Origin of the sequence: Methylobacterium sp. NFXW15 (assembly GCF_049887755.1) — a bacterium.
GTDB lineage: Bacteria > Pseudomonadota > Alphaproteobacteria > Rhizobiales > Beijerinckiaceae > Methylobacterium.
On record NZ_JAGEKG010000004.1, the window covers coordinates 224,339 to 246,727 of the forward strand.

The window sequence follows — 22,389 nt, forward strand, 5'->3', positions numbered from 1 at the left end:
CCTATGCGCTGCCACGGCCTGCTTGCTGCGGCAGCCCTTCGAGATGCTCGAGCACGATCGTGCGAGCGCAGGCGCTGAAGGCCTGCACCAGACGGCTGCGCGCATGATCCGGCGGGAAGAGAAGGGCGAAATGCACCGGCAGCGCCGGGGCGATGGGGCGGATCGCGATGGGTGAGACCAACGCCTCCTCATAGGCCGCCAGCGGATTCATCACACTGATCCCGAGCCCCGCCGCGACAAGCGCGCAGATCGCAGAGCCGAGCCCGGCCTCGGCAATCACCGAAACCTCTACGCCTGCCTGCGCCAGCATCGCGTCGATCCGCTCGCGCAGGGCGCTGCCGAGCGAGGACGCGATGAAGTTTTCCCCACGCAGATCCTCCAGGCTCAGAGCAGCCTTCGCCGCGAGGGAATGATCGAGGGGCAGAACCGCGACGCAATCGAGCGTCATCACATGATCGAGCCGGACCTTCGGCATCTCACCATAGACCATCGTGACGGCGGCATCGCAGAAGCCGGTCGCGATCCACTCGCTCACCGCCTCGTCGTCACCCGAATGGATCGCGACCACGACGCCCGGATGGTCTTGCTGAAAGTGAGCCACCGCTCGCGCGAGAAGACCGCCAGCGAGGCGCGGCATGGCCGCCACCCGTAACCGCTCCGCACCGAAGGCGCGGATGCGGGAGGCCGCGACCTCCAGGCTCGCCAATCCCACGAATGCCCGCTCGACCTCCGCGTGAAAACGGGTTCCGTCGAGGGTCGGGACGAGACGGCTTCCACCCCGGTCGAACAGCGGAAGACCCGTGATCCCTTCAAGCTGACCGATCAGACGGCTGATCTGCGGTTGCGACGTGTGGAGCCTGCGACTTGCCTCGGTCATCGAGCCCGTCGCCATGACCGCCCGAAATGCCTCGATATGGCGAAAGCTCATCGGACGCTTCGGCATATCAGTTCTGTATAGCTGCGTGGTGAATCGGAATTGGACGCGCGTTTTGCAGCCAGCTTACCATCGAATGGTCAAGCTCCTGGAGGCTGGTCTCGCGCCGAGGACCTGCCGCCCTGGAACGAGAGGGGGTCGAACGGTGAAAAAACTTGTCGCCGCGGCAGTGGCTTGTGGTCTCGGATCACTCATCGCGCAACCTGCGTGGGCGGAAGGCGGCAGCCGGCTCGACAAGATCCGACAAACCGGGAAGATCGACATTGGCTTTCCGGACGCCTCGCCGCCCTTCGCTTTCCTCGACGGCAATGCCAAGCCGGTGGGCTATACTCTTGAGATATGCGAGCATGTCGCTCGAAAGCTCAAGGACGATCTCGGCCTGAAGGCCCTCGAGGTGCGCTACACCGCCGTCATGTCGGCGACGCGCATTCCGCTCATCGGAAACGGCACGATCGACCTCGAATGCGGAACCGCCACCAACCTGCCGGAACGGCATAAGCTGGTTTCCTTCGCCCCGACGACCTTCGTTACGCAGGTGGTGCTGGTCGCCCGCAAGGACTCGGCAGTCGATGTCAACGACTTGTCCAGCTTCAAGGGCAAGTCGATCTCGGCTCAGGCCGGGGGGCAAACGCAGCGTGTGGTGGTCCGCGAGAGCGCGCAAGACAAGCTCGACATCCAGGTCGTGCCAGCGAAGGATACGGCCGAGGCCTTTCTGCTTCTCGAAACCTGCCGCGTCGCGGGTTCGGCGAACGACGATGCCCTGGCTCACGCGACGGTCGCGGGGGCCAAGCAGCCGAAGGATTTCAAGATCGGCACGAAGGGGCTCGAATTCGCGCCCTACGGCATTCTCGAACCGAAGGACGACCCGGCTTTCAAGGCAGCGGTCGATAAGGCCGTCGTGGAACTCATCAGGGACGGCACCGTGGCGGGCCTCTACCGGAAGTACTTCGAGCAGCCCATTCCGCCCAAGGGCATCAATCTGGAACTGCCGATGAGCGACGTTCTGAAGCGCGCTCTCGCCAATCCCACCGATTCGGGCGACGAGGCGGCCTACCGGTGATCGACTTCGACGGAGACGACGGGATCGACTTGCGGAGCGACACGCTCACGCGTCCGACCCCGGCCATGTACGGGCGAATGGTAAGCGCGAAGCTCGGCGACGACGGGCTCGATCACGATCCGACCGCTTACGAGCTCGAAGAGACGACAGCGACACTCCTTCGCAAGGAAGCTGCGCTCTTCGTGCCGAGCTGCACCATGGCCAACCTTCTGGCGGTCCTGGTGCAGGTCCAGCGCAGCGAGCAAATCCTGCTCGAAGCCTCGGCCCACATGATCACGACCGAGCGGGGGGCGGCGACGTTGACGGGTGCCTTCTTCCTCGGGCTACCGGGTCATGACGGCGCCTTGGACCTCGACCGGCTGGACGATGCCCTGCGCCCATCCGCCAGCCCCCTGCGGACGGCACTGGTCGCCGTAGAGACCACTCACAACGCGGCCGGCGGGATGGTCCCGTCCCTGTCGCATATGGCGGCGGTCGCCGACATGGCGCGGAAGGCGGGCATTCCGGTCCATTGCGATGGTGCCCGGCTGTTCAACGCTGCGATCCACCTCGGCGTCGATCCCGCGATCGTGGCCGAGCCACTCGATACGATCTCGATCTGCCTGTCGAAGGGCCTGAGCGCGCCGGTCGGCGCGGTGCTGGTCGGCAGTGCGCGGGTGATCGACGCCGCCCGCCGCCTTCGCAAAATGATCGGCGGCACACAGCGGCAGGTCGGGATCGCGGCGGCTGCCGGGCTCGAAGCGCTGACGACGATGGTGCCGCGACTCGCCGAGGATCACGCCCGCGCGCGGGAACTCGCCGACGGCATCACGGCCCTCGGTTCTCCCCTCACGGCACAGACGCCGCAAACCAACATCGTGCAGGTCGACGTCTCGCGGACGGGCCGCGATGCCGAGAGTTGGGTGGCCGATCTCGATGCGGCGGGCCTACGCGTCCGGCCTTTGGGCACGAACCGCCTGCGCCTCGTCACCCATCGGCACATCGAACCCGCCGACATCCCGCGAGCGCTGATCGCCTTTCGGCGCTGCCTGGATGGGGCGGCGTAGGCTCACGCCGCCCCGGCGAGCCTTTTGGCGAGGGCAGCGAGATCGGAATGGTTGTCGGACAGGAGGTCGGTGATATCGCCGACTTCCAGCGCCTTCACGTGTCGGCACCGCTGCCCGAATCGGCCAGCCATACAGGTGCAGCGCAGGACGGCTCCGCTCGTGCGCTCCTCCACGGTCACCGTGTACCGGTTGCCGGTGGAGCCACGCATCTGAAAGCTGAGGCTCGCGGACGCGGGCGGCGCGAACCCCGCCATGGCCCGCCCACTGATCGGCCCCCGCCCCGGCGCGGGCCGAGCCGATTCGCCAGGCACCGCCGTGACCGGCACGCCGATAGCTGCAGCGAGGCCGTGGACGTCGCCCGCGGACGTTTCGGCCATGGCGGCCAATGCGATACGTGCACAGGCATAGGCATCCTCACCCGCATCGTGGTGTTCGAACGTAATCCCAAGCCGCCTTGCCACCTTGCCGAGGCCGCAACCCTCCGGCGCGGGAAAGACCCGCCGGGCCACTTGCACCGTGCAGAGGTAGGACAGGTCCGGCACGGGAAGCCCGGCACGTCCGAGCCCGGCGCGAAGCACGCCGATATCGAAGGTGGCGTTGTGCGCGAGGATGACCCCACCCGCGAGATCCGGGAGAAAGGGAGCCATCACCTCAGCGAAGCCGGGCCGGTTCGCCACGTCGGCGGGCAGGATGCCGTGAACGCGGATATTGCCGGGAGAGAAGCGCATCTCCGGCGGGCGGATCAGGTGGCTCTCCCGCCGCACCACACGCCCGTCCGCAACCCAGGCGAGGCCTACCGCGCAGGCGCTGTCACGCCGCTCGTTCGCCGTCTCGAAGTCGAGGGCGAGGGTGATCATGCCGAAGGCTCCCGGCTCATCCCTGCTCCACGAGGCCAAGCCAATCGGCCTCGCTGACAACCTTCACACCGTGCTTCTCGGCGTCCTTCAATTTGGAGCCCGCGCCCGGACCGGCCACGACGAGATCGGTCTTGGCGGAGACCGAGCCCGATACCTTCGCCCCCAGCCGTTCGGCGATGGCCTTGGCCTCGTTGCGGGTCATCCGTTCGAGGCTTCCGGTGAAGACGAGCGTCTTGCCCGCGAAGGGGCTCGCGGCGCCCGCGCGCTCCATCGGCTCGGTGCGGACCTCCTTGAGAAGTTCGCCCACCGCCGAGGCGTTATGCGGCTCCGCGAAGAACTGGATCAGCGCGTCGGTCGCGACGGGGCCGACCTCTCCGTCATCGGCAAAGGCACGATAGGCGTCGCCGGGGCGCTGTCCCGCCGCCCGTTCCAGGGCCAAGCGGGCGGTATCGAGATCGCCGTAATGGGTGATGAGGCTCTCGCGCTGGGTCGATGTCAGGCGCACGCGCTCCCCGGTTGCGGCTTCCCCGGCCTCGGGCGGCAACCCCGAATCGAGCAGCCTGTCGCGGGTGGTCGGCCCGATGCGCGGGACGGACGAGATTTCGATCCAGTCCGGGCCGCCCTGGGCCTTCGCCGCCGCGTCGATTCCCCCGATCAGCGCCTGCATGTCCTCGAAGCGCTTGGCGAGGGCCTTGGCCGTCGCTTCGCCGATCTGCGGAATGCCGAGGGCGAAGATGAAGCGGTTGAGCGGCAGAGCGCGGCGCGCCTCGACCCCGGCGAGGAGGTTCTTGATCGCCTTGTCCTCGTCGTCGCCCTTTTTCTTGGCTGCCTTCTTCGGTGGCTCGGCCCCGGCCCGGCGCTCGGCGGAGAGGGCTTCGCGACGAGCCACCACGGCCTGTTTGAGCTTATCGAAATCCAGGCGGAACAGGTCGGCGGGCTGGTGAACGAGCCCGGCCTCGAACAACACCTCGATATAGGTCTCGCCGAACCCCTCGATGTCGAAGCCGTTGCGTGAGACGAAGTGCTTCAGCCGCTCGACACCCTGGGCCGGGCAGATCAGCCCGCCGGTGCAGCGGCGCACCGCATCGAGCTTGCCCGTACGCGGGTTCACCGCTCGCACCGCGCGGCTGCCGCAGGCGGGGCAATGGTCGGGAAACTCGAAGGGTTTCGACTCGGCGGGACGCTTGGCAATGTCGACATCCATCACCTTGGGGATCACGTCACCCGCGCGGACGACCGTCACCGTGTCGCCGATGCGGATGTCTCGCCCCTCGCGGATCGGCTCGCCATCGGCGCCGACGCCTCTCACGTAACCTTCGTTGTGCAGGGTGGCGTTCGACACCACGACACCCCCGACCGTGACGGAACGCAGCTTCGCCAACGGGTTGAGGGAGCCGGTGCGACCGACATTGATCACGATGTCTTCCAGCACCGTCGTCGCTTCCTCGGCGGCGAACTTGTGCGCCAGCGCCCAGCGGGGCGAGCGCGAGACGAAGCCGAGGCGCTTCTGAAGGGCGATGTCATCGACCTTGTAGACGACGCCGTCGATGTCATAGCCGAGATCGGCCCGCTCGGCGGCGATGGCCCGGTAATGGGCCAGCATGCCCTCCGTATCGGTGAAGGTCCGCGTGCGCGGATTTACCGGCAGACCCCAGGTGGCGAAGCGCTCGAGAACGCCTGTCTGCGTGTCGGCGAGCGGCTCGGACACATCGCCCCAGGCATAGGCAAAAAAGCGCAAGGGCCGCGAGGCCGTCACCGCCGGGTCGAGCTGACGCAACGATCCCGCCGCGGCATTGCGTGGGTTGGCGAAGAGCGGCTTGCCCGCCGCCTCCTGCCGCGCGTTGATGCCCGCGAAGTCGGCATGCGAAAGGTAGACCTCGCCACGCACCTCGCAAACGCTCGGCCAGCCGCTGCCCTTCAGCTTGCGGGGAATGTCGTTCACGGTCAGCGCGTTGGCGGTGACGTTCTCGCCCACCTCGCCGTCGCCTCGTGTCGCGGCCGTGACCAGCATGCCGTCTTCATAGCGCAGCGACAGGGACAGGCCGTCGATCTTCGGCTCGGCGGTGAAGGCGAGGGGTTTATCCTCCGGCCAGGCCAGGAACCGGCGGACGCGGGCGACGAAATCCGCGACCTCCTCGTCCGCGAAGGCATTGCCCAGCGACAGCATCGGCACTGCGTGCCGCACCTTGGCGAATTTCTCTGACGGCTTGGCGCCCACCGCGATGCTGGCCGCGCCTGTCCCGGCCAGTTCGGGGAAAGCGGCCTCGATGGTTTCGAGCCGTCGGCGGAGCTGGTCGTATTCGGCGTCGGAGATTTCCGGCGCATCCTCCTGATGGTACAGGCGATCCGCCTCGGCGATCCGCTCCGACAGGTCGGCGTGCGCGGCTCGGGCCTCTTCGGCGGTCATGCGGGACGGTTCGGATTGTGCGGCGGCCATGCCGGGCTTCTAGCGCATCAGGCCGCGAGTGGAGAGGGCGGATGCGGTGAGCAGCGAGGTCGTCATCGTCGCTCTCGGCCTCGATCCACGGCGCCTCGCTCGCTGCACCGCCTTGCTCGATGAGGACGAGACGCGGCGTGCCGCGCGGTTCCTGCGGCAGGCGGACCGGGACCGCTTCATCACGAGCCATGCCGCGCTGCGCGTCGTGCTGGGCCACGTACTCGACCTGCCGCCCGGCGAGCTCCGTTTCGGGCGCGAGGAAACGGGGCGGCCGCACCTGAGCGCGCCCTCGGACTCGGGGCTGGATTTCAATCTCTCGCATTCGGGCGAGATCGCCCTCATCGGTCTCACCCGTGAAGGGCGCATCGGCGTCGATGTCGAAATTCGCAGGCCCCTGCCGGATGCGCTTCGTATCGCGCGCGGCCACTTCGCCCCCGATGAGGCCCGCGCGCTCGAAGCTCTTCTCATTTCCGAGCAGGAGGCCGCCTTTTTCGGCCTGTGGACACGAAAAGAAGCGGTGGTGAAAGCGCTCGGTGCCGGTCTGTCGCGACCGCTCTCGAGCTTCTCGGTCACCGTCCCGCCCCAGCCGCCAGAAATGCTGCGAATGGCAGAAGGAACAAGGAGTTGGTCGCTGGCGAGCCTCGGTCTGGGACCGGACGTCTTCGCCACGGCCGCGATCACCGCACCCGGTCTCGCCATCGCACACCGCGCGCTTCCGACAGAGTGGACGGACGGGTTCGATGCGAAATGATGATCGAGGCGCTTGCAGCCTGAGAAAGGCGTCGCTATAAGCCGCCTCGCCGGTCGCGCACAGCGCCCACCGGCCTTCGGAGTGTAGCGCAGTCTGGTAGCGCACCACGTTCGGGACGTGGGGGTCGCAGGTTCAAATCCTGCCACTCCGACCAAAATTCCCGAGTTCTGCACGACATCGGTTTGATGTTTTGAGCGGAGCGCTGATTTTGCAGCGCATATCGCCTTTATCATCCTACGTGCCGTTCCAAGCAATCGCTCTCTGCTCTGTCCAACGACCTCGCTGCATTCTCATTTGCCGTTGTTCAACGAACAATCCGCGGACGTCACAGCTCGGGATTTTTGCCGTCGCTTCTGCGCCGAAGCGAAGCGAAGCGAAGCGCGGCCGATGATGCCGAAGTCGGAAGACAATCGATATACTCTGCTCGCCCCAATACGGTAGTTTGCACGGCTACGCGGGCAACATTCAGCGTGCTTCGCTGATTAAACAAATATATTATTGATGTTTATGTGAATGTTCACCTGTATTTTGCGCGCATATAGCCACCGCAGGTTGTACAAAATTCTTGTTTTCGAACACATATAACTTTTTGCAACGACGCTCAAGCGCGCAAGACGCAACAAATCGATCGCAAAAATCGCAACCGGACGCGAAATAGCTTGATATGAAACAAAACATGCCATTAAAACGCATATCGTCCGCGCCTATTCGAGTCATAACAGGGGAGAACGGCATTGTTATATGCGAAGACGTCGAAATATATCAACAGTCAAACTCTCCACGGCTACGCAACACCTGGCACAACCGTCCGAGTGACCGACGAAAACAACAATTTAGTTGGCACTAGCGATACTGTTGGCAAAGACTGGACATGGAGCATTCTATTAGATGACGCCCATCTGTTCACGACAACAGGGCAAACTCAAACGTTCACAGCCACAGACTATTCATCGACGGGTGAAACCGATCCTTTTTTCGCAACTGGCCCCGTCAAAGTCACATACACTACTGTAAAGCCAATCATTAAAATCGCAAATATTGTTACTCTTTCCGTCTCCGACGCCCCGTTGAATGCCTTCGTCGGGGGAGAAATTAGAATCGATGGTACCATCGATGATACCAACGGCTCAGCTCCAGTTTCGACCGACTTTAGTTATCCGATGTCGATAAAATTTGGGAATTATTACCTTGGCAATGTTTCAGTGAATTCTGATAAAACTTGGTCGGCCCGTCTCTCCCTCCGGGGATCCGGAGCGTATGAATTTACAACGAACGTCGAGGACCAAGCTGGAAACATTGGATCGGCGCTAGTCTCTTACACTCTCACCACGACACAGACTTTCGACTTTAAATTCTCCGACGCACATCTCAGCGCCAACGCCAAAGGCATCACGGTCAGCGGTCCCGATGGCTTGCATCAAGGCATCCCTGGGATGACGCATTACAAATTTAGTGACGGCACTGTTGATTTGAAATCAAGCTCGCCACTTATTGATAATCTTTTTTATTACTATAAATATTCAGATGCATGGCGAGCCCATGCTGACCCGCTCAAGCATTACAATCAGTACGGCTGGCATGAAAATCGAGATCCGAATGATTTCTTTTCGACCGCTGGCTATCTCGCAGCCAACGCTGACGTCGCAAAAAATGGAATCAATCCGCTAAATCACTTCGACCGGTTCGGGTGGAAGGAAGGACGAGATCCCGGAGCAAACTTTGATACCGATTTATACCTCCTTCATAATCCCGATGTGAAGGCGGATGGTATGGATCCGCTCGCACACTACCTGCAACACGGCAAAGCCGAAGGACGCCAGACTTATTCTGCAATCGGAAAAGCCTCCGATTTTATTCACGGCTCCTTCGATCCTGAATATTATCTGTTAGCCAATCCTGATGTGGCGAAGGCTGCCTTGCAGTCGGGTAAAGATACGTTCGCCTTCGCCTATCAGCATTACAGCAGCGAGGGTTGGCAGGGAGGCCGGATGGGCAATGCCTATTTCGATTCCACCTACTATCTTGCGCACTATCAAGATGTAGCCGCTGCCCACATGGACCCATTGGCGCATTACGACCAGTTTGGCTGGAAGGAGGGACGCAACCCAGGACCCTCCTTCGACACGAGCACGTATCTAGCGGCCAATGCCGACGTGGCGGCGGCGCATATCGATCCGCTGCTGCATTATCTGCAATACGGCGCTCTCGAAGGCGGCATCTGGCATGATCGCCGCCTGCTAGTTGTCCTCGCTACGCGGCGATGAGTGATCGTCTCCGCGTAGTGATGGTCGCCCTCAACGATCGGTCATCTCTCTCGATCGGACGATCGTGGATCCTGCCGTCCGGGTGCGTGATCGGCGGATGGCTGCGCCCACAGCATCGTCGCGCTTTTGTCGCTATAACGCTCGACATCGGCGGGGCGGGGCGACTACTCCGTATCCATGCTGTCTTCCGTTGGGATGGGTCGGTGCTGACCGAGGCGCAGCGTCAGTCGCTCGTGGCGCTGGCCGAATGCTTTGCCGATGACGGCATCCTCCTCGATGCCCAGAACATCCGCGCCGCGCTGGCCGAAGTGCATGATGCGGAGTTCCGTGCCGCCTCGGCCGAAACGGATGCCGCTCGCCTGCGCTCACAGCTCGATGATGCCCGCAGGCGCGTCGCGTCCTTGGAAGCCAACGTCGCGGCCAGCGGTTGGCAACGCCGGGCTGAGGAGGCCGAAGGCGAGGTCGAGCGGCTGAAGCGGGAGCGCCGGGAAGCGCGGGCCGCGACTCAGGAAATTCTCGCCTCTCTGAGGGAGCAGGGTCAGGCGGCCGATGCGGCCGAAGCCGCCGCTGCTGTGCTGACGGCAAGGGTCGTGGAACTGGAAGAGGCCCTGCGCTCGACGCTGTCGGCCATGCGAGGCTGCGTCGCCCTTACAAGGGGCCTCGACATCGCGTGGAACGAGGGCTCCGCGTCAGCGCAGGGCGCCGAAGAAACGAGCGCGGACGAAGCCGAAGAGGCTGTAGAAGGCGATCAAGCAGCCGACGCTCATGGCACCGAGGCAGCTGATGGTCCTGACGGGCTCGCCGCGCGCCAGAACGATGGCGACGGTGAGGGGAACGACGGCGAAGATGAACAACAGGGTCATCGCGAATTCCCAACCGGGGCGTGACGACCGTAAGGACGGAATGGTTAACGGTTTGCAACTCTTACCATCCGGCACCGCTTGAGGTGGCAGCCGAAACCGTCGCTCGTCCGTTGACTATCACGAAAAGCGGTCTCTAATTTCCCCGCTTCGACAAGCACGGGAGGGAGCATGAGGTCTCTGCGCGTCACCGGCCACGGGGTGGATCTCGGTGAAAGCCTGCGCACCAGGGTCGAGGAACGGATGGCCGCGACGCTGTCCAAATACCTCGACACCCACATGCAGGACGGATGCACCGGCCACGTCACACTGCGCCGAGACGGGAGCGCCTACCGAACGGATTGCGTGCTCCATCTCGTCTCCGGCCTGACGATCGAGGCGGTGAGCGCGGCGCATGACCCGAGGGCGAGCTTCGAGCAAACGGCGGATCGGCTGGAAACCCGCCTGCGCCGCTACAAGCATCGCCTGAAGGAGCATGCGACGGCCTCCCGCGATGACGCGGCGATGGAGGCGGCCTACGCGGTCCTCGCTGCACCGGACGACGAGGATGCCGAGCCGGAGGACGAGGGTGACGCCCATCCGCCGATCGTCGCCGAGAGCACCAAGTCCCTCCAGCGCCATACGGTGGGTGAGGCGGTGACCGCCCTGGACATGACAGGATCCCCCGTCGTTGTCTTCGTCCACGCTGGCACCGGCCGCATCAACGTCGTATACCGGCGCAGTGATGGGGCGATCGGCTGGGTCGATCCTCCGACAAGCGGCGCCTGATCTCGATCGGGTTGCCAGAATGGGGCCGGAACCGCTCTCCACGTCCGACACTTGGACAGGAGCGTTTCCGTCTCTGGGGCGGCTACGGCGATCTTGAGGGGGCCGGCTCCCCGGGGGAGCTAGGCGGCGGGGCAACGATCGTTCCATGCCACTTCTCGAGTTTCTGGCCCCCGATGCGGTGGTCTCCCCGATGCGCGCCCGCTCGAAGAAGCAGGTGCTGCAGGACCTGGCGAGCCAGTCCGTGAAACGCCTGCCGATGCTCGCGGACCGGGCGGTGTTTGAAACGCTTCTTCAGCGTGAGCGCTTGGGCTCGACGGGGATCGGGGAAGGCGTTGCCATTCCCCACGGCAAGCTCGCGGGGCTCGACCGGTTGTTCGGCCTGTTCGCCCGGTTCGACCGCCCCGTAGATTTCGAGGCGCTCGATGGTGAGCCCGTCGATATCGCGTTCCTGCTCCTCGCGCCGGAAGGGGCGGGGGCGGACCATCTCAAGGCCTTGGCGCAAGTGGCGCGCGTTCTGCGCGAGCCGGGCATGCTCGGCAGCATTCGGGCGGCCCGCGACGAGGCAGCCCTCTACGCGCTGTTGACCCGCAACGCTGCGCCCCAGGCCGCCTGATGCCGATGAGACGTTCGACTTTTACCGTGCTGGCCCTGAGCCTCGCGACGGCGCCCGCCCTTGCGCAGGGTGGCGATGCGACCTGCCCCCGCGATGTGGTGGTGGCGCAATCGATGCAACGGCAGGCGCTGGACCAGTTGGAACAGGCCGAGCTGAGCGACATCACCAAGAGTTGCCGCGTTTGGCGCCGCCATGTCGACACCATGCGCCGGGTCGCGGCCGTCTACGGCCGCTGCCTCTCCGGGGGTGAGCGGAATGCGGGCCTCGCCCAGGTGCAGGGCTCCGAGAAGGAATTCGCCGAGGCGATCCGCACGCGCTGCAAGGGGCAATAGCCCCCGCTCAATCGAGCCGACGCAGCATCGGCTCCGCGACCATCTTGATGGGTTTGCGGCGGCCGATCAGGATCGCGGCCCGCGACCGTTCGGGATCATCCTCGAAGCGGGTGCGAACCCAGCTCACGAGGAATTTCACGTATTCCGAGGCGATGAGCTTCGCCGCGCAGGGGTTGTGCCACCACGCATCGACATTGAATCCCCCGGTCACCACCGGATGCGGAACGATGCGCTCGTTTTCCTGCAACGCGTGGTCGAGTTCGATCAGCGTGCGCGGCATGTGGTAGTTCGACGTGACCACCGCGACGGTGCTGAAATGGTGCGCCCGCATCCAGCGACGCGTCTCGATGGCATTGCCGATCGTGTTGCGCGCCCGGTAGTCGAGATCGACACAGCAATCGATGAGTTGGCGCTGGGTCGGGTTGAGGCGGGCGATCTCCTCCCGGCTCGTCCGCTCGTTCACTCCGGTAATAAGGAGGCGGCGGCCATAGCCTGCGGCCAGAAGGTCGATGGCGTCGCCGATGCGCTGTGCCCCACCGGTGAGAGCCACGATGCCGTCCGTGCGACCCTCTGGCGTGCGCTCCTGCCGGGCGAGGTGTCCGGCGAAGGCCAGGAACCCCGCGATAAAGGCGACGAAGGAGAAGCCCGCGACGGCAGCGCCGCAGTAATAGACCAACCCCCGGCTCGTCCGGCCCGGCTTCCCGCCGGACTTATGGCCCGTCCCCTTGGCCGGGGAGGCGGGCACCTGCTCGTTCCAGACCCAGCCAATGGCATCGGTCGCGAGAGAGACGGGAGCGCGCGTCATCCGCGTGTTCATCCTCCGGAGCCTAGCGCCGAATGAGGCGCCGTGGAGGCAGCCGCTCCGGCTGCCCACAGATCACTCTCCCAACTGGTTGCCAAACACTTAAGAATCGTCGGCAGTTCGCCGCCTGTAATTGCGTGATTGCTCTTGGACGCAACTACGCGAGGTATCTCCGCACAGTGATGCGCGAGACGGCCCCGGTGACGAGGGATGCGATTCCCCCGATCAAGGCGATGCTCGCAAAGCCCCTCCAGCCGATCTGGAAGGACCCGAACAGCGCCTCGATCTCCTGGCCCGCCGGCCCGGACGACGACGATCCGGTGATGAGCCCGGCGATGAGGAAGGCGAGAATGGCGCAGGCTGCGCCGATGGCGCCACCCCGCAGACCCAGGCCGAAGAAGCGGGCCTGGAACGCGCGGGCGATGTAGTCGTCCCCCGCGCCGACGAAGTGAAGAACCTCGACCACCTCCTTGTTGCCCGCCATGGCGCCACGCGTCGCGAAAGTGACCGCGAGGCCGGTCGCCACCAGGACCAGCATCACCAGCGCGATGCCCGCGCCCACGAAGGCGTTGGCGGCGGTGGACAGCCGCTGCAACCACAGCGCGTGATCGTCGAGACTGGCAACGCCCGGCAGGGCGTCCGTCAACTTGGTGCGCAGGCGGGTGAGGTCGGCGGTGTCACCGGACATCTTGAGCGCAATGAGGCGCGGGACCGGCAGGTCGGTGAGGTCGAGCCCGGTGCCGAGCCACGGCTCGAGTAGCCGCTCCGATTCGGCTTTGGAGAAGATTCGCGTGCGCGCGATGCCCGGCTCCGCGCGAGCGATGCCGTCCGCGCGCGCGACATCGGCATCGACGTCCCGGCCGGGCCCGGGGCGGACCTGGATCGTCACCTCCTGCGCCACGCTGGCCTGCCATTGTCCGGCATTGGCGGCAACCATCTCGGCAGCCCCCGCGCAGAGCCCGGCGAGGAAGGTGAGAATGGCGATGACCGCCGCGAGCGAGCGACCTGCGGCGGTGTCCGTCGGGACGAGAGGCGCGTTGCGCCTCAGGTTGGCGGGGAGGGTCGGGTCCGCCGGGAACGCCGCCGCAGCGCGTGCCCGGGCCCTGGCGGCGATGTTCATTCCTCGATCCGAAGGCGGCCCGCATTCAGCACCATGCGGCGGGCATTGACGGCATCCATGATGCCGAAATCGTGGGTGGCGATGATCACGGAGGTCCCGAGCTTGTTCAGCTCGAGGAAGAGCCGCAGCAGCCGACGGCCGAGGGCCGGATCGACGTTACCGGTGGGCTCGTCGGCCAGGAGCAGATCCGGCCGGGCGATCAGGGCGCGGGCAATGGCCGCGCGCTGCTTCTCTCCGCCGGAGAGAAGGGGCGGCAGCGCGTGCATGCGCTCACCGAGGCCGACCCAGCGCAGCAACTCCACCACCTCGGCGCGGTAACTCGTCTCGGCCCGGCCCTGCACGCGGAGGGGGAGGGCGACATTCTCGTAGGTGGTGAGATGGTCGAGCAGGCGGAAATCCTGGAACACCACCCCCATCCGCCGCCGGAGCATGGTGAGCTTTTCGCTCGAAATGCCCGAGACTTCCTCGCCGAAGATGGCGACGGTGCCGCGCGTCGGGCGGACGGAGAGCAGGATCAGCCGCAGCAGCGTCGTCTTGCCCGCGCCGGATGGGCCGGTGAGGAATTGGAAGGAATGAGGCGCGATGCGGAAGCTCACGTCCGACAGCACCTCCGGCCCGAGGCCGTAGCGCATCCCGACATGCTCGAACTGCACCACGGGCCGTTCGGCACCCGGCAGCAGGCTCTTCATGGTTGCCTGAACGTTCAACGCCGTCCCGCCGCTACGCCCGAAGGCTAGGTTCTGAAAGCTCGCCGCGCGGGCCTGACCGCGCGGGGGGTGGGGCCAGCCCTCGTGGCTTCACGCGAGGTTAACCCCGTTCGGGCACCATTTCTCAAGAGTTTTCTCCCCCACGCCTCTCTTGCGAGGGCAGGGGCGGCCGCGTCGAGTTCTCGCCGATGTTGATCACCTGCCCGACCTGCGCCAGCAGCTACCGCATCGATGCGGCGAAGATCGGGCCGGAGGGACGCTCGGTGCGTTGCGCCGCCTGCCGGGAGACATGGTTCCTTACCCCCGATGCGGCCGTCGAGGAAGCGCCGGAACCCGGCCTCAGCCCCTCCGATGACGTTTCCGACGCGGCCTGGGCCGAAGCCGCCGCCGCCGTGCGCGAGACGGCCGAGCCGGAAGCTCCCCCGGAGGAGCCGAAGCCCGGCAAGCGCAAAGCTTCGCCGAAGAAGGGTATGAAAAAGCCGAAGGCGAAACCCTTTGCCGCCAAGGCCTTCCTGTCGCCGCCCGCGATCCTGGGCCTCACACTGCTGGCCGCCTTGCCGGTTGCGTGTCTTGCCCGCACCGGTCTCGTCGGCCTCGTTCCGCAAACGGCCTCGGCCTTTGCCGCCATCGGCTTGCCGGTGAACCGGCGGGGACTGGAGATCCGTGACGTCGTCGCCTTCCAGAATCCCGGCGGGGATGAAGGCTCTGCCGAGTTGGTGGTGGAGGGCGATCTCGTCGGCGTCGGACGGGCCAATGCTCCGGTACCGGGACTCCGTATCGACATCAGCGATGCCGCCGGCAGGATCATCAAGTCGTTCCCAGCACCGGCGCCGCGGCCGAACCTCGCAAACGGCGAGTCGGCTCGCTTCCATGCGAAACTCACCGATCCGCCCGCGCAGGGCCGGGCCGTGATGCTTCGCTTCGCCGACGCCGCAACGGACAAGCGCTGAGCCGCGACACTCCGCTGCGGGCACCGGGCTGCGCGGGCGCGCGACGACCGCTATAGGGTTTCACGCAAGCCCTTCAGGGATGCGCCGACCGGGACCCTTTGCGATGTCGTCCAACAGCCTTGTCCTCGTCGCCTGCCTCGCCGTGGCCGTCGTCCTTCTGCTCGGCCTCGCGAACATGATGCGCGGGGGCAGTGCAAGCGTCTCCCAAAGACTGATGCGCCTGCGCGTTCTGCTTCAGTTCGTCGCCATCGTTCTGATCATGGGCGTGGTCTGGTGGCGGTCCGCCTGACCTACACTGTGACCGAGGTGCCGCAGGCGCCGGTTTTCAAAGTTGCGACGGATGAAGCGCGGCCCAACGGCTCAGCTCCGTGATACGCTCTCGGCGAACAGTAGCTTCGACGCCGACCGAGCCCGCATGACCGCCACCTTCCGCGCCCTCCTTGCCGGCCTCGTCACGGCTTCGGCCCTGGCGCCCGCCTCTGCTGCGGATCTCCGTACCGCCCCGGCGCCGTCCTATTACGCGCCCCCGGTGCAGCCGCTCAGCATCGTGTCGGAAATCCGTATCGGCGGCGCGGTGCAGGACCCCGGCAGCGCGGAGGGCAAGGCACGCGGCTTTTCGAAAGAGAACATCAACGGCGAAATCCTGTTCGCCAAGCCGCTCGTATTCCAGGATCCCTTCTGGCAGGCCTTCATCCCGAGGGCGACCATCGGCGGCAGCTACAATACCGGCGGCCGCACCAGCTACGCCTATCTCGGCGCCACCTGGACTATCGAGGTGTTCCCGGAGACGTTGGGCCGCAAGGTGTTCATCGACGGCTTCTTCGGCGGCGCCGCGCATAACGGCTATACCGGCCCGAAGGCAGGAACGCCCTACGGTTTCAACACCCTCGGCTGCTCGCCGCTCTTCCGTGAGGCCGCCGCTCTCGGCTATCGCCTGACGGAGCACTGGAGCATCATGGCCACCGTCGAGCACATGTCGAACGCGGGCCTCTGCGCCAACAACCGCGGCCTGACGAATTACGGCGGCAAAATCGGCTACACTTTCTAAGAGCCTCCGGCCGCTTCGCCGGGGGACGGGCGGGAGCACCCCTTGGTCAAGCTGAACCGGATCTACACCCGCACCGGCGACAAGGGCACGACGGCCCTGGCCGATGGCCAACGCCGGTCCAAGGCCGACCTGCGGGTCGAAACCTACGGCACCGTGGACGAGACGAATTCCTGCATCGGTCTCGCCCGGTTGCATGCGGACGAGCACCTCGACCGCATGTTGAGTGCCGTGCAGAACGACCTGTTCGATCTCGGCGCCGACCTCGCGACGCCCGAGGGGCCGGAGCCGCTGCCCTACGAGCCTCTGCGGATAGTTGCCTCACAGGTCGAGCGGCTTGAGCGGGACATCGACGCGCTGAACGCGACGATCCCGCCGATCAAGTCCTTCGTGCTGCCGGGCGGCTCACCCTGCGCGGCCTACCTGCACCTCGCGCGTACCGTCTGCCGCCGGGCCGAGCGGCTCGCGGTCCACCTCGCCGCGACCGAAGGCGAGGTCGTATCCCCCGAGGCGATCCAGTACCTGAACCGCCTGTCGGACTTCCTGTTCGTCGCGAGCCGCGCAGCGAACAACAACGGGGCCGACGACGTTCTCTGGGTGCCCGGCGCGAACCGCTGACGGTATCGCAGCGGATCGGGGCTGCTCTGCCACGCCGCGTTGACAAGGCAGAAATGTGGCCGTTACGGTCCGCCCGCCTTTCGCGGGGAGGCTGTCGCACGCGCTCAGCGCCGCACCAATCCCCGTTCACCAAGAATAACAGCGGGAAGGATACGATCCCCATGAAGGTTCTGGTGCCCGTCAAGCGGGTGGTCGACTACAACGTGAAGATCCGCGTGAAGGCGGACGGCTCCGGCGTGGAGCTGGCGAACGTCAAGATGTCGATGAACCCCTTCGATGAGATCGCCGTGGAAGAGGCGATCCGGCTGAAGGAAAAGGGCAAGGCGACCGAGATCGTGGCGGTGTCGATCGGCCCGCAGCAGGCGCAGGAGACCCTTCGCACCGCCCTCGCCATGGGCGCGGATCGCGCGATCCTCGTGAAGACCGACGTCAATTGCGAGCCGTTGGCCGTCGCCAAGCTCCTGAAGGCCGTCGTCGAGAAGGAGAGCCCGCAGCTCGTCATCCTCGGCAAGCAGGCGATCGACGACGATTCGAACCAGACCGGCCAGATGCTCGCCGCCCTTCTTGGCTGGCCGCAGGGCACCTTCGCCTTCAAGCTCGAAATGGGCGAGGGCACGATCGACGTGACCCGTGAAGTCGATGGCGGCCTCCAGACCGTCGCGCTTCAGATGCCCGCCATCGTCACGACCGACCTTCGCCTCAACGAGCCGCGCTATGCGTCGCTGCCGAACATCATGAAGGCGAAGAAGAAGCCCCTCGACGAACACTCTCCCGAGGCTCTCGGTGTCGACGTGACGCCGAAGCTGACGGTGCTGAAGACCGCCGAGCCCCCGGGCCGCTCCGCTGGCGTGAAGGTGGGTTCGCCCGCCGAGCTGGTGCAGAAGCTCAAGATCGAAGCAGGCGTCATCTGACCCTTACGTCACGCCGAGCCGCGCTCCCTCTCAGGGTCGAGCGCGGCTTCCACGCAACGGGGATTTTCCGCACATGACCACGCTTCTCTACGTCGAGCATGCCGACGGACGGATCAAGGACGGGACGCTGAAGGCGCTCTCGGCAGCCAATCAGATGGGCGGCCCGGTGCACGCCTTGGTGGCAGGCAGCAGCGCGAAGGCCGCTGCCGAGGCCGCGGCAAAGCTCGAAGGCATCGAGAAGGTGCTGGTGGCTGAAGATGGGGCCTTCGACCATGACCTCGCCGAGCCGGTTTCGGCGCTGATCCAGTCCGTAGCCGAGCCCTACGACGCCATTGTCGCGGCGGCGTCCACCACCGGTAAGAACGTCCTACCGCGCGTGGCCGCGCTGCTCGACGTCGCCCAGGTGTCGGACATCATCAAGGTCGTCTCGGCCGATACGTTCGAGCGCCCAATCTACGCGGGCAATGCCATCCAGACCGTGCAGGCTCCCGGGCCGAAGCGGGTGATCACCGTCCGCACGGCCGCCTTCAAAGCGGCAGGCGAGGGTGGTTCGGCCGCCGCCGTCGAGCCGGTCTCGGCCACGGCCTCGGCTGCGGGCTCGACCTTCAAAAGCGAGGAGATCGCCAAGTCGGACCGTCCGGAACTGGCCTCGGCCAGGATCATCGTGTCCGGCGGACGCTCGCTTGGCTCGGCCGACAAGTTCAAGGAGCTGATCGAGCCCCTGGCCGATACGCTTGGCGCGGCCGTCGGTGCCTCGCGTGCTGCGGTGGATGCGGGCTACGCCCCGAACGATTGGCAGGTCGGCCAGACCGGCAAGGTCGTGGCTCCCGATCTCTATGTGGCGGTCGGCATTTCCGGCGCGATCCAGCACCTCGCCGGCATGAAGGATTCAAAGGTCATCGTCGCCATCAACAAGGACGAGGACGCTCCGATCTTCCAAGTGGCGGATTACGGGCTCGTGGGCGACCTCTTCCAAGTCGTGCCCGATTTGCAGTCCGAGATCGCCAAGGCCAAGTAAGGGCGGATCCAGGCGCCGCCGGTCCTCACGCGCACTCCGAGCGACGCGGGGACCGGATTATTGCACTGCACGCCTTCCCTGGGTTCCTTCATCCCTTGCGATTGGTCTAGAAAGCTGAGACGGCATTGAATTCAACGTGCCGCCCCAGCGCTCTCGGTCGAACCGCGGGCCGTCGGAGGGGCAGGCACGGATCGGGGGCAAGGTCTTCAGATGGGCATCGAGATCAAGCGGGTCGGCATCATCGGCGCGGGCCAGATGGGAAGCGGCATCGCGCAGGTTTGTGCCGCGGCCGGCCTCGACGTCTACATCAACGATCGTGACCCGGCACGGCTCGCCAACGGTATCGATTCGATCGAGAAGGGGTATGCCCGTCTCGTGTCGAAGGGCGCCATGGAGGAGACGGATAGCCGCTCCGCTCGCGAGCGCATCACCTCCATCGACACATTCGCGGGCCTCGCGCCCTGCGATCTGGTGATCGAGGCCGCCACCGAGAACGAGGCAACCAAGCGAGACATCTTCACGAGCCTCTGTCCGGTGCTCGGGCCCGACACGATGGTGGCCACCAACACTTCGTCCATTTCGATCACCCGCCTCGCGGCGGCGACCGACCGGCCCGAGCGGTTCATCGGCATCCACTTCATGAACCCGGTGCCGGTGATGCAGCTCGTGGAGCTGATTCGCGGCATCGCGACGGAAGATCAGACCTACGAGTCGGCCAAGGGCTTCATCGGTAAGCTCGGCAAGACGGCGACGATGTCGGAGGATTTCCCGGCCTTCATCGTCAACCGCATCCTGCTGCCGATGATCAACGAGGCGATCTACACGCTGTACGAGGGCGTGGGCTCGGTCGAATCGATCGACACCGCCATGAAGCTCGGCGCCAACCATCCGATGGGTCCGCTGCAATTGGCGGATTTCATTGGCCTCGATACCTGCCTGTCGGTGATGCAGGTCCTGTACGAAGGGCTGGCCGATTCGAAGTACCGGCCGTGTCCGCTTCTGGTGAAGTATGTCGAGGCTGGCTGGCTCGGTCGGAAGACCAAGCGCGGCTTTTACGACTACCGGGGCGTAAACCCCGTCCCGACGCGCTGAACCGGACAGCAAACGGCTCCCGCGATCCTGGGATCGCGAGAGCCACTCTGACGTCCGATCTTACTTGGCTTCGCCGTTCGCACCCTTCTGCGCGGGCTGCGGGTAAGCCGGATTGTCGCTCGGCACCGACGTTGCATTGCCCGACGACGGGCTGGACGTGCCGGTCACGGAACCGGTGATCTCCTTGCGCGACGCGTCCTGGCTCTGCGAGGCCCAATCCTTCGGCGAATTCGCGCCGTTCCATGTCAGCAGGCCAACCATGGCGACAGCGAGCAGCGCGAGGCTGCCGAGCAGCACGTAAAGCACGGGCTTGCCACGCTGGGCCTGACGGCCCTCGGTGGGGGTAAGTTTTTCGACCATCGGGATCCCTCGCTCACGTTACGCGGCGCGCTCGCGACGCCGTCCGCAACTTCAAACTGTTGTCGGTCGGCAACGCTAGGGCGGGGAGGGGAGTTCCGGTGTCCGCGAACCTCAGCGGCCGGTGGTCAGAATGATCTTCCCGAGGTGGGCGCTCGATTCCATCATCTCATGCGCCTCGCGGGCACGGTCCAAAGGGAAGGTCGCGTGCGTCACTGTGCGGATGCGCCCATTTTCGAGATGCGGCCACACATCCTTGCGCAAGCCAGCAGCGATGGCGGCCTTATCCTCCTTCGAGCGCGGACGCAGCGTCGAGCCGGTGAAGGTCAGACGATTGGTCATGATCGGCGTGATGTTCAGCCCATCGACCTTATAGCCACCCATCAGCGCGATCATCACGAGGCGACCGTCCCGGGCAAGCGACTTGAGATTGCGCTGAAGATAGCTCGCGCCAATCATGTCGAGGATCACGTCGACGCCGCGCTTGTCTGTGAGGCGCTGGATCTCCTCCGCGAAGTCGGTCTGCTTGTAGTCGATAGCGGCTTTGGCCCCCAGTTCCTCGCAGAAGCGGCACTTCTCGGCCGAGCCCGCCGTGGCATAGACCGTGGCACCGAATAGCTTCGCCATCTGGATGGCCGTGGCGCCTATGCCGCTCGATCCGCCATGGACGAGGAAGCTTTCACCCTCGGATAGGCGTCCGCGCTGGATCACGTTGGAATAGACCGTGAAGAACGTCTCCGGCAGGCCACCCGCATCGACGAGCGAGATGGCGGCCGGGCGCGGCAGGCAATGGCCCGCCTCGGCCACGGCGAATTCGGCATAGCCGCCGCTGATGACCAGGGCGCAGACCTCATCACCCACGGACAAGCCCTGCACACCTTCCCCGAGAGCGGCGATGCGCCCTGCCACTTCGAGGCCAGGAATCTCGGTGGCGCCGGGCGGCGGCGGATAGCTGCCCGCGCGCTGGGCGACATCCGGCCGGTTCACCCCCGCCGCGACGACCTCGATCAACACCTGGCCCGGTCCCGGCTGCGGAACGGGCGCCGTCTCGACGGCGATGATCTCCGGGCCGCCCTTACCGTCGTAGCGGATCCGGCGCATGGTTTCGGGCAGGGTGGCGCTGGCCATGTCAGGTCTCCGAGCAATCGGGGAGATAAGTGTCGGCGATGCGCGTTCCGGCAAGGCCGGATCAGCGTGTGCCGTACATCCGGTCGCCGGCATCGCCGAGGCCGGGTACGATGTAGCCGTGATCGTTGAGGTGGCTGTCGATGGACGCCGTCCAAACCGGCACGTCGGGATGAGCCGCCGCAAGACGGGCCAGCCCCTCCGGCGCCGCGAGCAGGCAGACGAAGCGAAGGTCGACGGCGCCGCGCGCCTTCAGCCGGTCGAGGGCCGCAACCGCCGAATTCGCGGTGGCGAGCATCGGATCGAGCACCAGCACGGTACGGTCGGCGAGATCGGACGGCGCCTTGAAGTAATACTCGACGGCTTCGAGTGTCTCGGGATCACGATAAAGCCCGACATGGGCGACCCGGGCCGACGGCACGAGCGACAGCATTCCATCGAGAAACCCGACGCCCGCCCGGAGAATCGGGGCAAGGACGAGCTTCTTGCCCTGGATCTGACGGCCGGACATCGGTCCGATGGGCGTCTTGATATCAATGTCTTCGAGGGGGAGATCGCGTGTCACCTCATAGGCGAGCAACATACCGATCTCATTGAGCAGGCGGCGGAAACCCTGCGTCGAGCGATCCTTATCCCGCATCAGGGTGAGCTTGTGCTGCACCAGCGGGTGATCGACCACCGTGACTCGCCCGCCCGACATTCTCACTCCCTCAGCGATCCGG

At 65.4% G+C, this 22,389-nt stretch carries 24 protein-coding genes and 1 tRNA gene; 16 read left to right on the forward strand and 9 right to left on the reverse strand.

What is annotated here, in order from left to right; translation table 11 throughout:
• Position 1: 1 nt before the first annotated feature.
• On the reverse strand, positions 2–928 hold the full coding sequence (locus J4O73_RS11065; protein ID WP_426217242.1) for a LysR substrate-binding domain-containing protein: 927 nt from the start codon (positions 926–928) through the stop codon (positions 2–4).
• A 151-nt stretch (positions 929–1,079) separates the two neighbouring features.
• Between J4O73_RS11065 and J4O73_RS11070 the strand changes: the two genes are divergently transcribed.
• Both J4O73_RS11070 and J4O73_RS11075 read left to right on the forward strand, forming a co-directional pair.
• The gene (locus J4O73_RS11070) at positions 1,080–1,994 is read left to right on the forward strand and encodes an amino acid ABC transporter substrate-binding protein (RefSeq protein WP_426217243.1); all 915 of its coding nucleotides are present in this window, start codon (positions 1,080–1,082) and stop codon (positions 1,992–1,994) included.
• The gene (locus tag J4O73_RS11075; protein ID WP_426217245.1) at positions 1,991–3,040 is read left to right on the forward strand and encodes a GntG family PLP-dependent aldolase; all 1,050 of its coding nucleotides are present in this window, start codon (positions 1,991–1,993) and stop codon (positions 3,038–3,040) included. Before J4O73_RS11070 ends, J4O73_RS11075 begins: the two co-directional genes overlap by 4 nt.
• A 2-nt stretch (positions 3,041–3,042) precedes the next feature.
• Here the strand turns inward: J4O73_RS11075 and J4O73_RS11080 are convergent, their stop codons facing one another.
• The gene (locus tag J4O73_RS11080) at positions 3,043–3,897 is read right to left on the reverse strand and encodes a 3'-5' exonuclease (protein WP_426217247.1); all 855 of its coding nucleotides are present in this window, start codon (positions 3,895–3,897) and stop codon (positions 3,043–3,045) included.
• Positions 3,898–3,913: 16 nt separating this feature from the next.
• Positions 3,914–6,334 carry an NAD-dependent DNA ligase LigA gene (gene ligA / locus J4O73_RS11085; RefSeq protein WP_426217249.1) on the reverse strand — a complete coding sequence of 807 codons (2,421 nt, stop codon included), beginning with the start codon at positions 6,332–6,334 and terminating at the stop codon, positions 3,914–3,916.
• A 46-nt stretch (positions 6,335–6,380) separates the two neighbouring features.
• Here ligA and J4O73_RS11090 point away from each other — a divergent pair, with 46 nt between their 5' ends.
• From J4O73_RS11090 to J4O73_RS11120, 7 genes are all read left to right on the forward strand, one after another.
• The gene (locus tag J4O73_RS11090; protein WP_426217250.1) at positions 6,381–7,085 is read left to right on the forward strand and encodes a 4'-phosphopantetheinyl transferase family protein; all 705 of its coding nucleotides are present in this window, start codon (positions 6,381–6,383) and stop codon (positions 7,083–7,085) included.
• Positions 7,086–7,162: 77 nt separating this feature from the next.
• A tRNA-Pro gene (locus tag J4O73_RS11095) sits at positions 7,163–7,239 on the forward strand.
• Positions 7,240–7,897: 658 nt separating this feature from the next.
• Positions 7,898–9,349 carry a hypothetical protein gene (locus J4O73_RS11100; RefSeq protein ID WP_426217252.1) on the forward strand — a complete coding sequence of 484 codons (1,452 nt, stop codon included), beginning with the start codon at positions 7,898–7,900 and terminating at the stop codon, positions 9,347–9,349.
• Between the two features lie 203 nt (positions 9,350–9,552).
• Positions 9,553–10,236 carry a hypothetical protein gene (locus J4O73_RS11105; RefSeq protein WP_426217253.1) on the forward strand — a complete coding sequence of 228 codons (684 nt, stop codon included), beginning with the start codon at positions 9,553–9,555 and terminating at the stop codon, positions 10,234–10,236.
• A 144-nt stretch (positions 10,237–10,380) separates the two neighbouring features.
• Positions 10,381–10,977: a ribosome hibernation-promoting factor, HPF/YfiA family gene (gene hpf / locus J4O73_RS11110; RefSeq protein ID WP_378970947.1), complete on the forward strand. Its 597-nt coding sequence runs from the start codon at positions 10,381–10,383 to the stop codon at positions 10,975–10,977.
• A 145-nt stretch (positions 10,978–11,122) separates the two neighbouring features.
• Positions 11,123–11,590, forward strand: a complete 468-nt coding sequence (gene ptsN / locus J4O73_RS11115) for a PTS IIA-like nitrogen regulatory protein PtsN (RefSeq protein WP_426217256.1) — start codon at positions 11,123–11,125, stop codon at positions 11,588–11,590.
• Between the two features lie 5 nt (positions 11,591–11,595).
• Positions 11,596–11,922, forward strand: a complete 327-nt coding sequence (locus J4O73_RS11120; RefSeq protein ID WP_426217258.1) for a hypothetical protein — start codon at positions 11,596–11,598, stop codon at positions 11,920–11,922.
• Between the two features lie 7 nt (positions 11,923–11,929).
• Here the strand turns inward: J4O73_RS11120 and J4O73_RS11125 are convergent, their stop codons facing one another.
• The 3 genes from J4O73_RS11125 to ftsE form a co-directional block, all read right to left on the reverse strand.
• Positions 11,930–12,727, reverse strand: coding sequence for a YdcF family protein (locus tag J4O73_RS11125; RefSeq protein ID WP_426217260.1), 798 nt, complete (start codon positions 12,725–12,727; stop codon positions 11,930–11,932).
• 154 nt (positions 12,728–12,881) lie between these two features.
• Entirely contained in the window at positions 12,882–13,844 is a 963-nt protein-coding gene (locus J4O73_RS11130; RefSeq protein ID WP_426217262.1) for a cell division protein FtsX, read from the reverse strand.
• Positions 13,841–14,533: a cell division ATP-binding protein FtsE gene (gene ftsE, locus J4O73_RS11135; protein WP_378975486.1), complete on the reverse strand. Its 693-nt coding sequence runs from the start codon at positions 14,531–14,533 to the stop codon at positions 13,841–13,843. The genes J4O73_RS11130 and ftsE overlap by 4 nt, the downstream gene beginning before the upstream one ends.
• A 206-nt stretch (positions 14,534–14,739) precedes the next feature.
• Here ftsE and J4O73_RS11140 point away from each other — a divergent pair, with 206 nt between their 5' ends.
• From J4O73_RS11140 to J4O73_RS11170, 7 genes are all read left to right on the forward strand, one after another.
• A complete protein-coding gene (locus J4O73_RS11140; protein WP_426217264.1) occupies positions 14,740–15,501 on the forward strand; it encodes a zinc-ribbon domain-containing protein in 762 nt (253 codons plus the stop codon).
• 103 nt (positions 15,502–15,604) lie between these two features.
• Entirely contained in the window at positions 15,605–15,790 is a 186-nt protein-coding gene (locus J4O73_RS11145; protein ID WP_378970958.1) for a twin transmembrane helix small protein, read from the forward strand.
• Between the two features lie 126 nt (positions 15,791–15,916).
• On the forward strand, positions 15,917–16,549 hold the full coding sequence (locus J4O73_RS11150) for an acyloxyacyl hydrolase (protein ID WP_426217266.1): 633 nt from the start codon (positions 15,917–15,919) through the stop codon (positions 16,547–16,549).
• Between the two features lie 42 nt (positions 16,550–16,591).
• On the forward strand, positions 16,592–17,164 hold the full coding sequence (locus J4O73_RS11155; RefSeq protein ID WP_426217268.1) for a cob(I)yrinic acid a,c-diamide adenosyltransferase: 573 nt from the start codon (positions 16,592–16,594) through the stop codon (positions 17,162–17,164).
• 161 nt (positions 17,165–17,325) lie between these two features.
• Complete coding sequence (locus J4O73_RS11160; RefSeq protein WP_426217270.1) at positions 17,326–18,075, forward strand: electron transfer flavoprotein subunit beta/FixA family protein; 750 nt, start codon at positions 17,326–17,328, stop codon at positions 18,073–18,075.
• A 73-nt stretch (positions 18,076–18,148) separates the two neighbouring features.
• On the forward strand, positions 18,149–19,093 hold the full coding sequence (locus J4O73_RS11165) for an electron transfer flavoprotein subunit alpha/FixB family protein (protein ID WP_426217272.1): 945 nt from the start codon (positions 18,149–18,151) through the stop codon (positions 19,091–19,093).
• Positions 19,094–19,303: 210 nt separating this feature from the next.
• Positions 19,304–20,185 (forward strand): 3-hydroxybutyryl-CoA dehydrogenase, encoded by an 882-nt coding sequence (locus J4O73_RS11170; RefSeq protein WP_426217274.1) that lies wholly within the window; start codon positions 19,304–19,306, stop codon positions 20,183–20,185.
• Between the two features lie 60 nt (positions 20,186–20,245).
• Here J4O73_RS11170 and J4O73_RS11175 read toward each other — a convergent pair whose 3' ends face one another.
• The 3 genes from J4O73_RS11175 to upp form a co-directional block, all read right to left on the reverse strand.
• A complete protein-coding gene (locus tag J4O73_RS11175; protein WP_426217276.1) occupies positions 20,246–20,545 on the reverse strand; it encodes a hypothetical protein in 300 nt (99 codons plus the stop codon).
• Between the two features lie 111 nt (positions 20,546–20,656).
• Positions 20,657–21,670 carry an NAD(P)H-quinone oxidoreductase gene (locus J4O73_RS11180; protein WP_426217277.1) on the reverse strand — a complete coding sequence of 338 codons (1,014 nt, stop codon included), beginning with the start codon at positions 21,668–21,670 and terminating at the stop codon, positions 20,657–20,659.
• A gap of 61 nt (positions 21,671–21,731) precedes the next feature.
• On the reverse strand, positions 21,732–22,367 hold the full coding sequence (upp, locus tag J4O73_RS11185) for a uracil phosphoribosyltransferase (protein ID WP_426217279.1): 636 nt from the start codon (positions 22,365–22,367) through the stop codon (positions 21,732–21,734).
• Between the last annotated feature and the right edge of the window lie 22 nt (positions 22,368–22,389).

What these genes read in the sequence shown, in the direction of transcription:
- J4O73_RS11065 (WP_426217242.1), bottom strand. Translation starts at nt 928, where the DNA reads ATGAGCTTTCGCCATATCGAGGCATTTCGGGCGGTCATGGCGACGGGC.
- J4O73_RS11080 (WP_426217247.1), bottom strand. Translation starts at nt 3,897, where the DNA reads ATGATCACCCTCGCCCTCGACTTCGAGACGGCGAACGAGCGGCGTGAC.
- ligA (WP_426217249.1), bottom strand. Translation starts at nt 6,334, where the DNA reads ATGGCCGCCGCACAATCCGAACCGTCCCGCATGACCGCCGAAGAGGCC.
- hpf (WP_378970947.1), top strand. Translation starts at nt 10,381, where the DNA reads ATGAGGTCTCTGCGCGTCACCGGCCACGGGGTGGATCTCGGTGAAAGC.
- ptsN (WP_426217256.1), top strand. Translation starts at nt 11,123, where the DNA reads ATGCCACTTCTCGAGTTTCTGGCCCCCGATGCGGTGGTCTCCCCGATG.
- J4O73_RS11120 (WP_426217258.1), top strand. Translation starts at nt 11,596, where the DNA reads ATGAGACGTTCGACTTTTACCGTGCTGGCCCTGAGCCTCGCGACGGCG.
- J4O73_RS11125 (WP_426217260.1), bottom strand. Translation starts at nt 12,727, where the DNA reads ATGACGCGCGCTCCCGTCTCTCTCGCGACCGATGCCATTGGCTGGGTC.
- J4O73_RS11130 (WP_426217262.1), bottom strand. Translation starts at nt 13,844, where the DNA reads ATGAACATCGCCGCCAGGGCCCGGGCACGCGCTGCGGCGGCGTTCCCG.
- ftsE (WP_378975486.1), bottom strand. Translation starts at nt 14,533, where the DNA reads ATGAAGAGCCTGCTGCCGGGTGCCGAACGGCCCGTGGTGCAGTTCGAG.
- J4O73_RS11140 (WP_426217264.1), top strand. Translation starts at nt 14,740, where the DNA reads ATGTTGATCACCTGCCCGACCTGCGCCAGCAGCTACCGCATCGATGCG.
- J4O73_RS11145 (WP_378970958.1), top strand. Translation starts at nt 15,605, where the DNA reads ATGTCGTCCAACAGCCTTGTCCTCGTCGCCTGCCTCGCCGTGGCCGTC.
- J4O73_RS11150 (WP_426217266.1), top strand. Translation starts at nt 15,917, where the DNA reads ATGACCGCCACCTTCCGCGCCCTCCTTGCCGGCCTCGTCACGGCTTCG.
- J4O73_RS11160 (WP_426217270.1), top strand. Translation starts at nt 17,326, where the DNA reads ATGAAGGTTCTGGTGCCCGTCAAGCGGGTGGTCGACTACAACGTGAAG.
- J4O73_RS11165 (WP_426217272.1), top strand. Translation starts at nt 18,149, where the DNA reads ATGACCACGCTTCTCTACGTCGAGCATGCCGACGGACGGATCAAGGAC.
- J4O73_RS11170 (WP_426217274.1), top strand. Translation starts at nt 19,304, where the DNA reads ATGGGCATCGAGATCAAGCGGGTCGGCATCATCGGCGCGGGCCAGATG.
- J4O73_RS11175 (WP_426217276.1), bottom strand. Translation starts at nt 20,545, where the DNA reads ATGGTCGAAAAACTTACCCCCACCGAGGGCCGTCAGGCCCAGCGTGGC.
- J4O73_RS11180 (WP_426217277.1), bottom strand. Translation starts at nt 21,670, where the DNA reads ATGGCCAGCGCCACCCTGCCCGAAACCATGCGCCGGATCCGCTACGAC.
- upp (WP_426217279.1), bottom strand. Translation starts at nt 22,367, where the DNA reads ATGTCGGGCGGGCGAGTCACGGTGGTCGATCACCCGCTGGTGCAGCAC.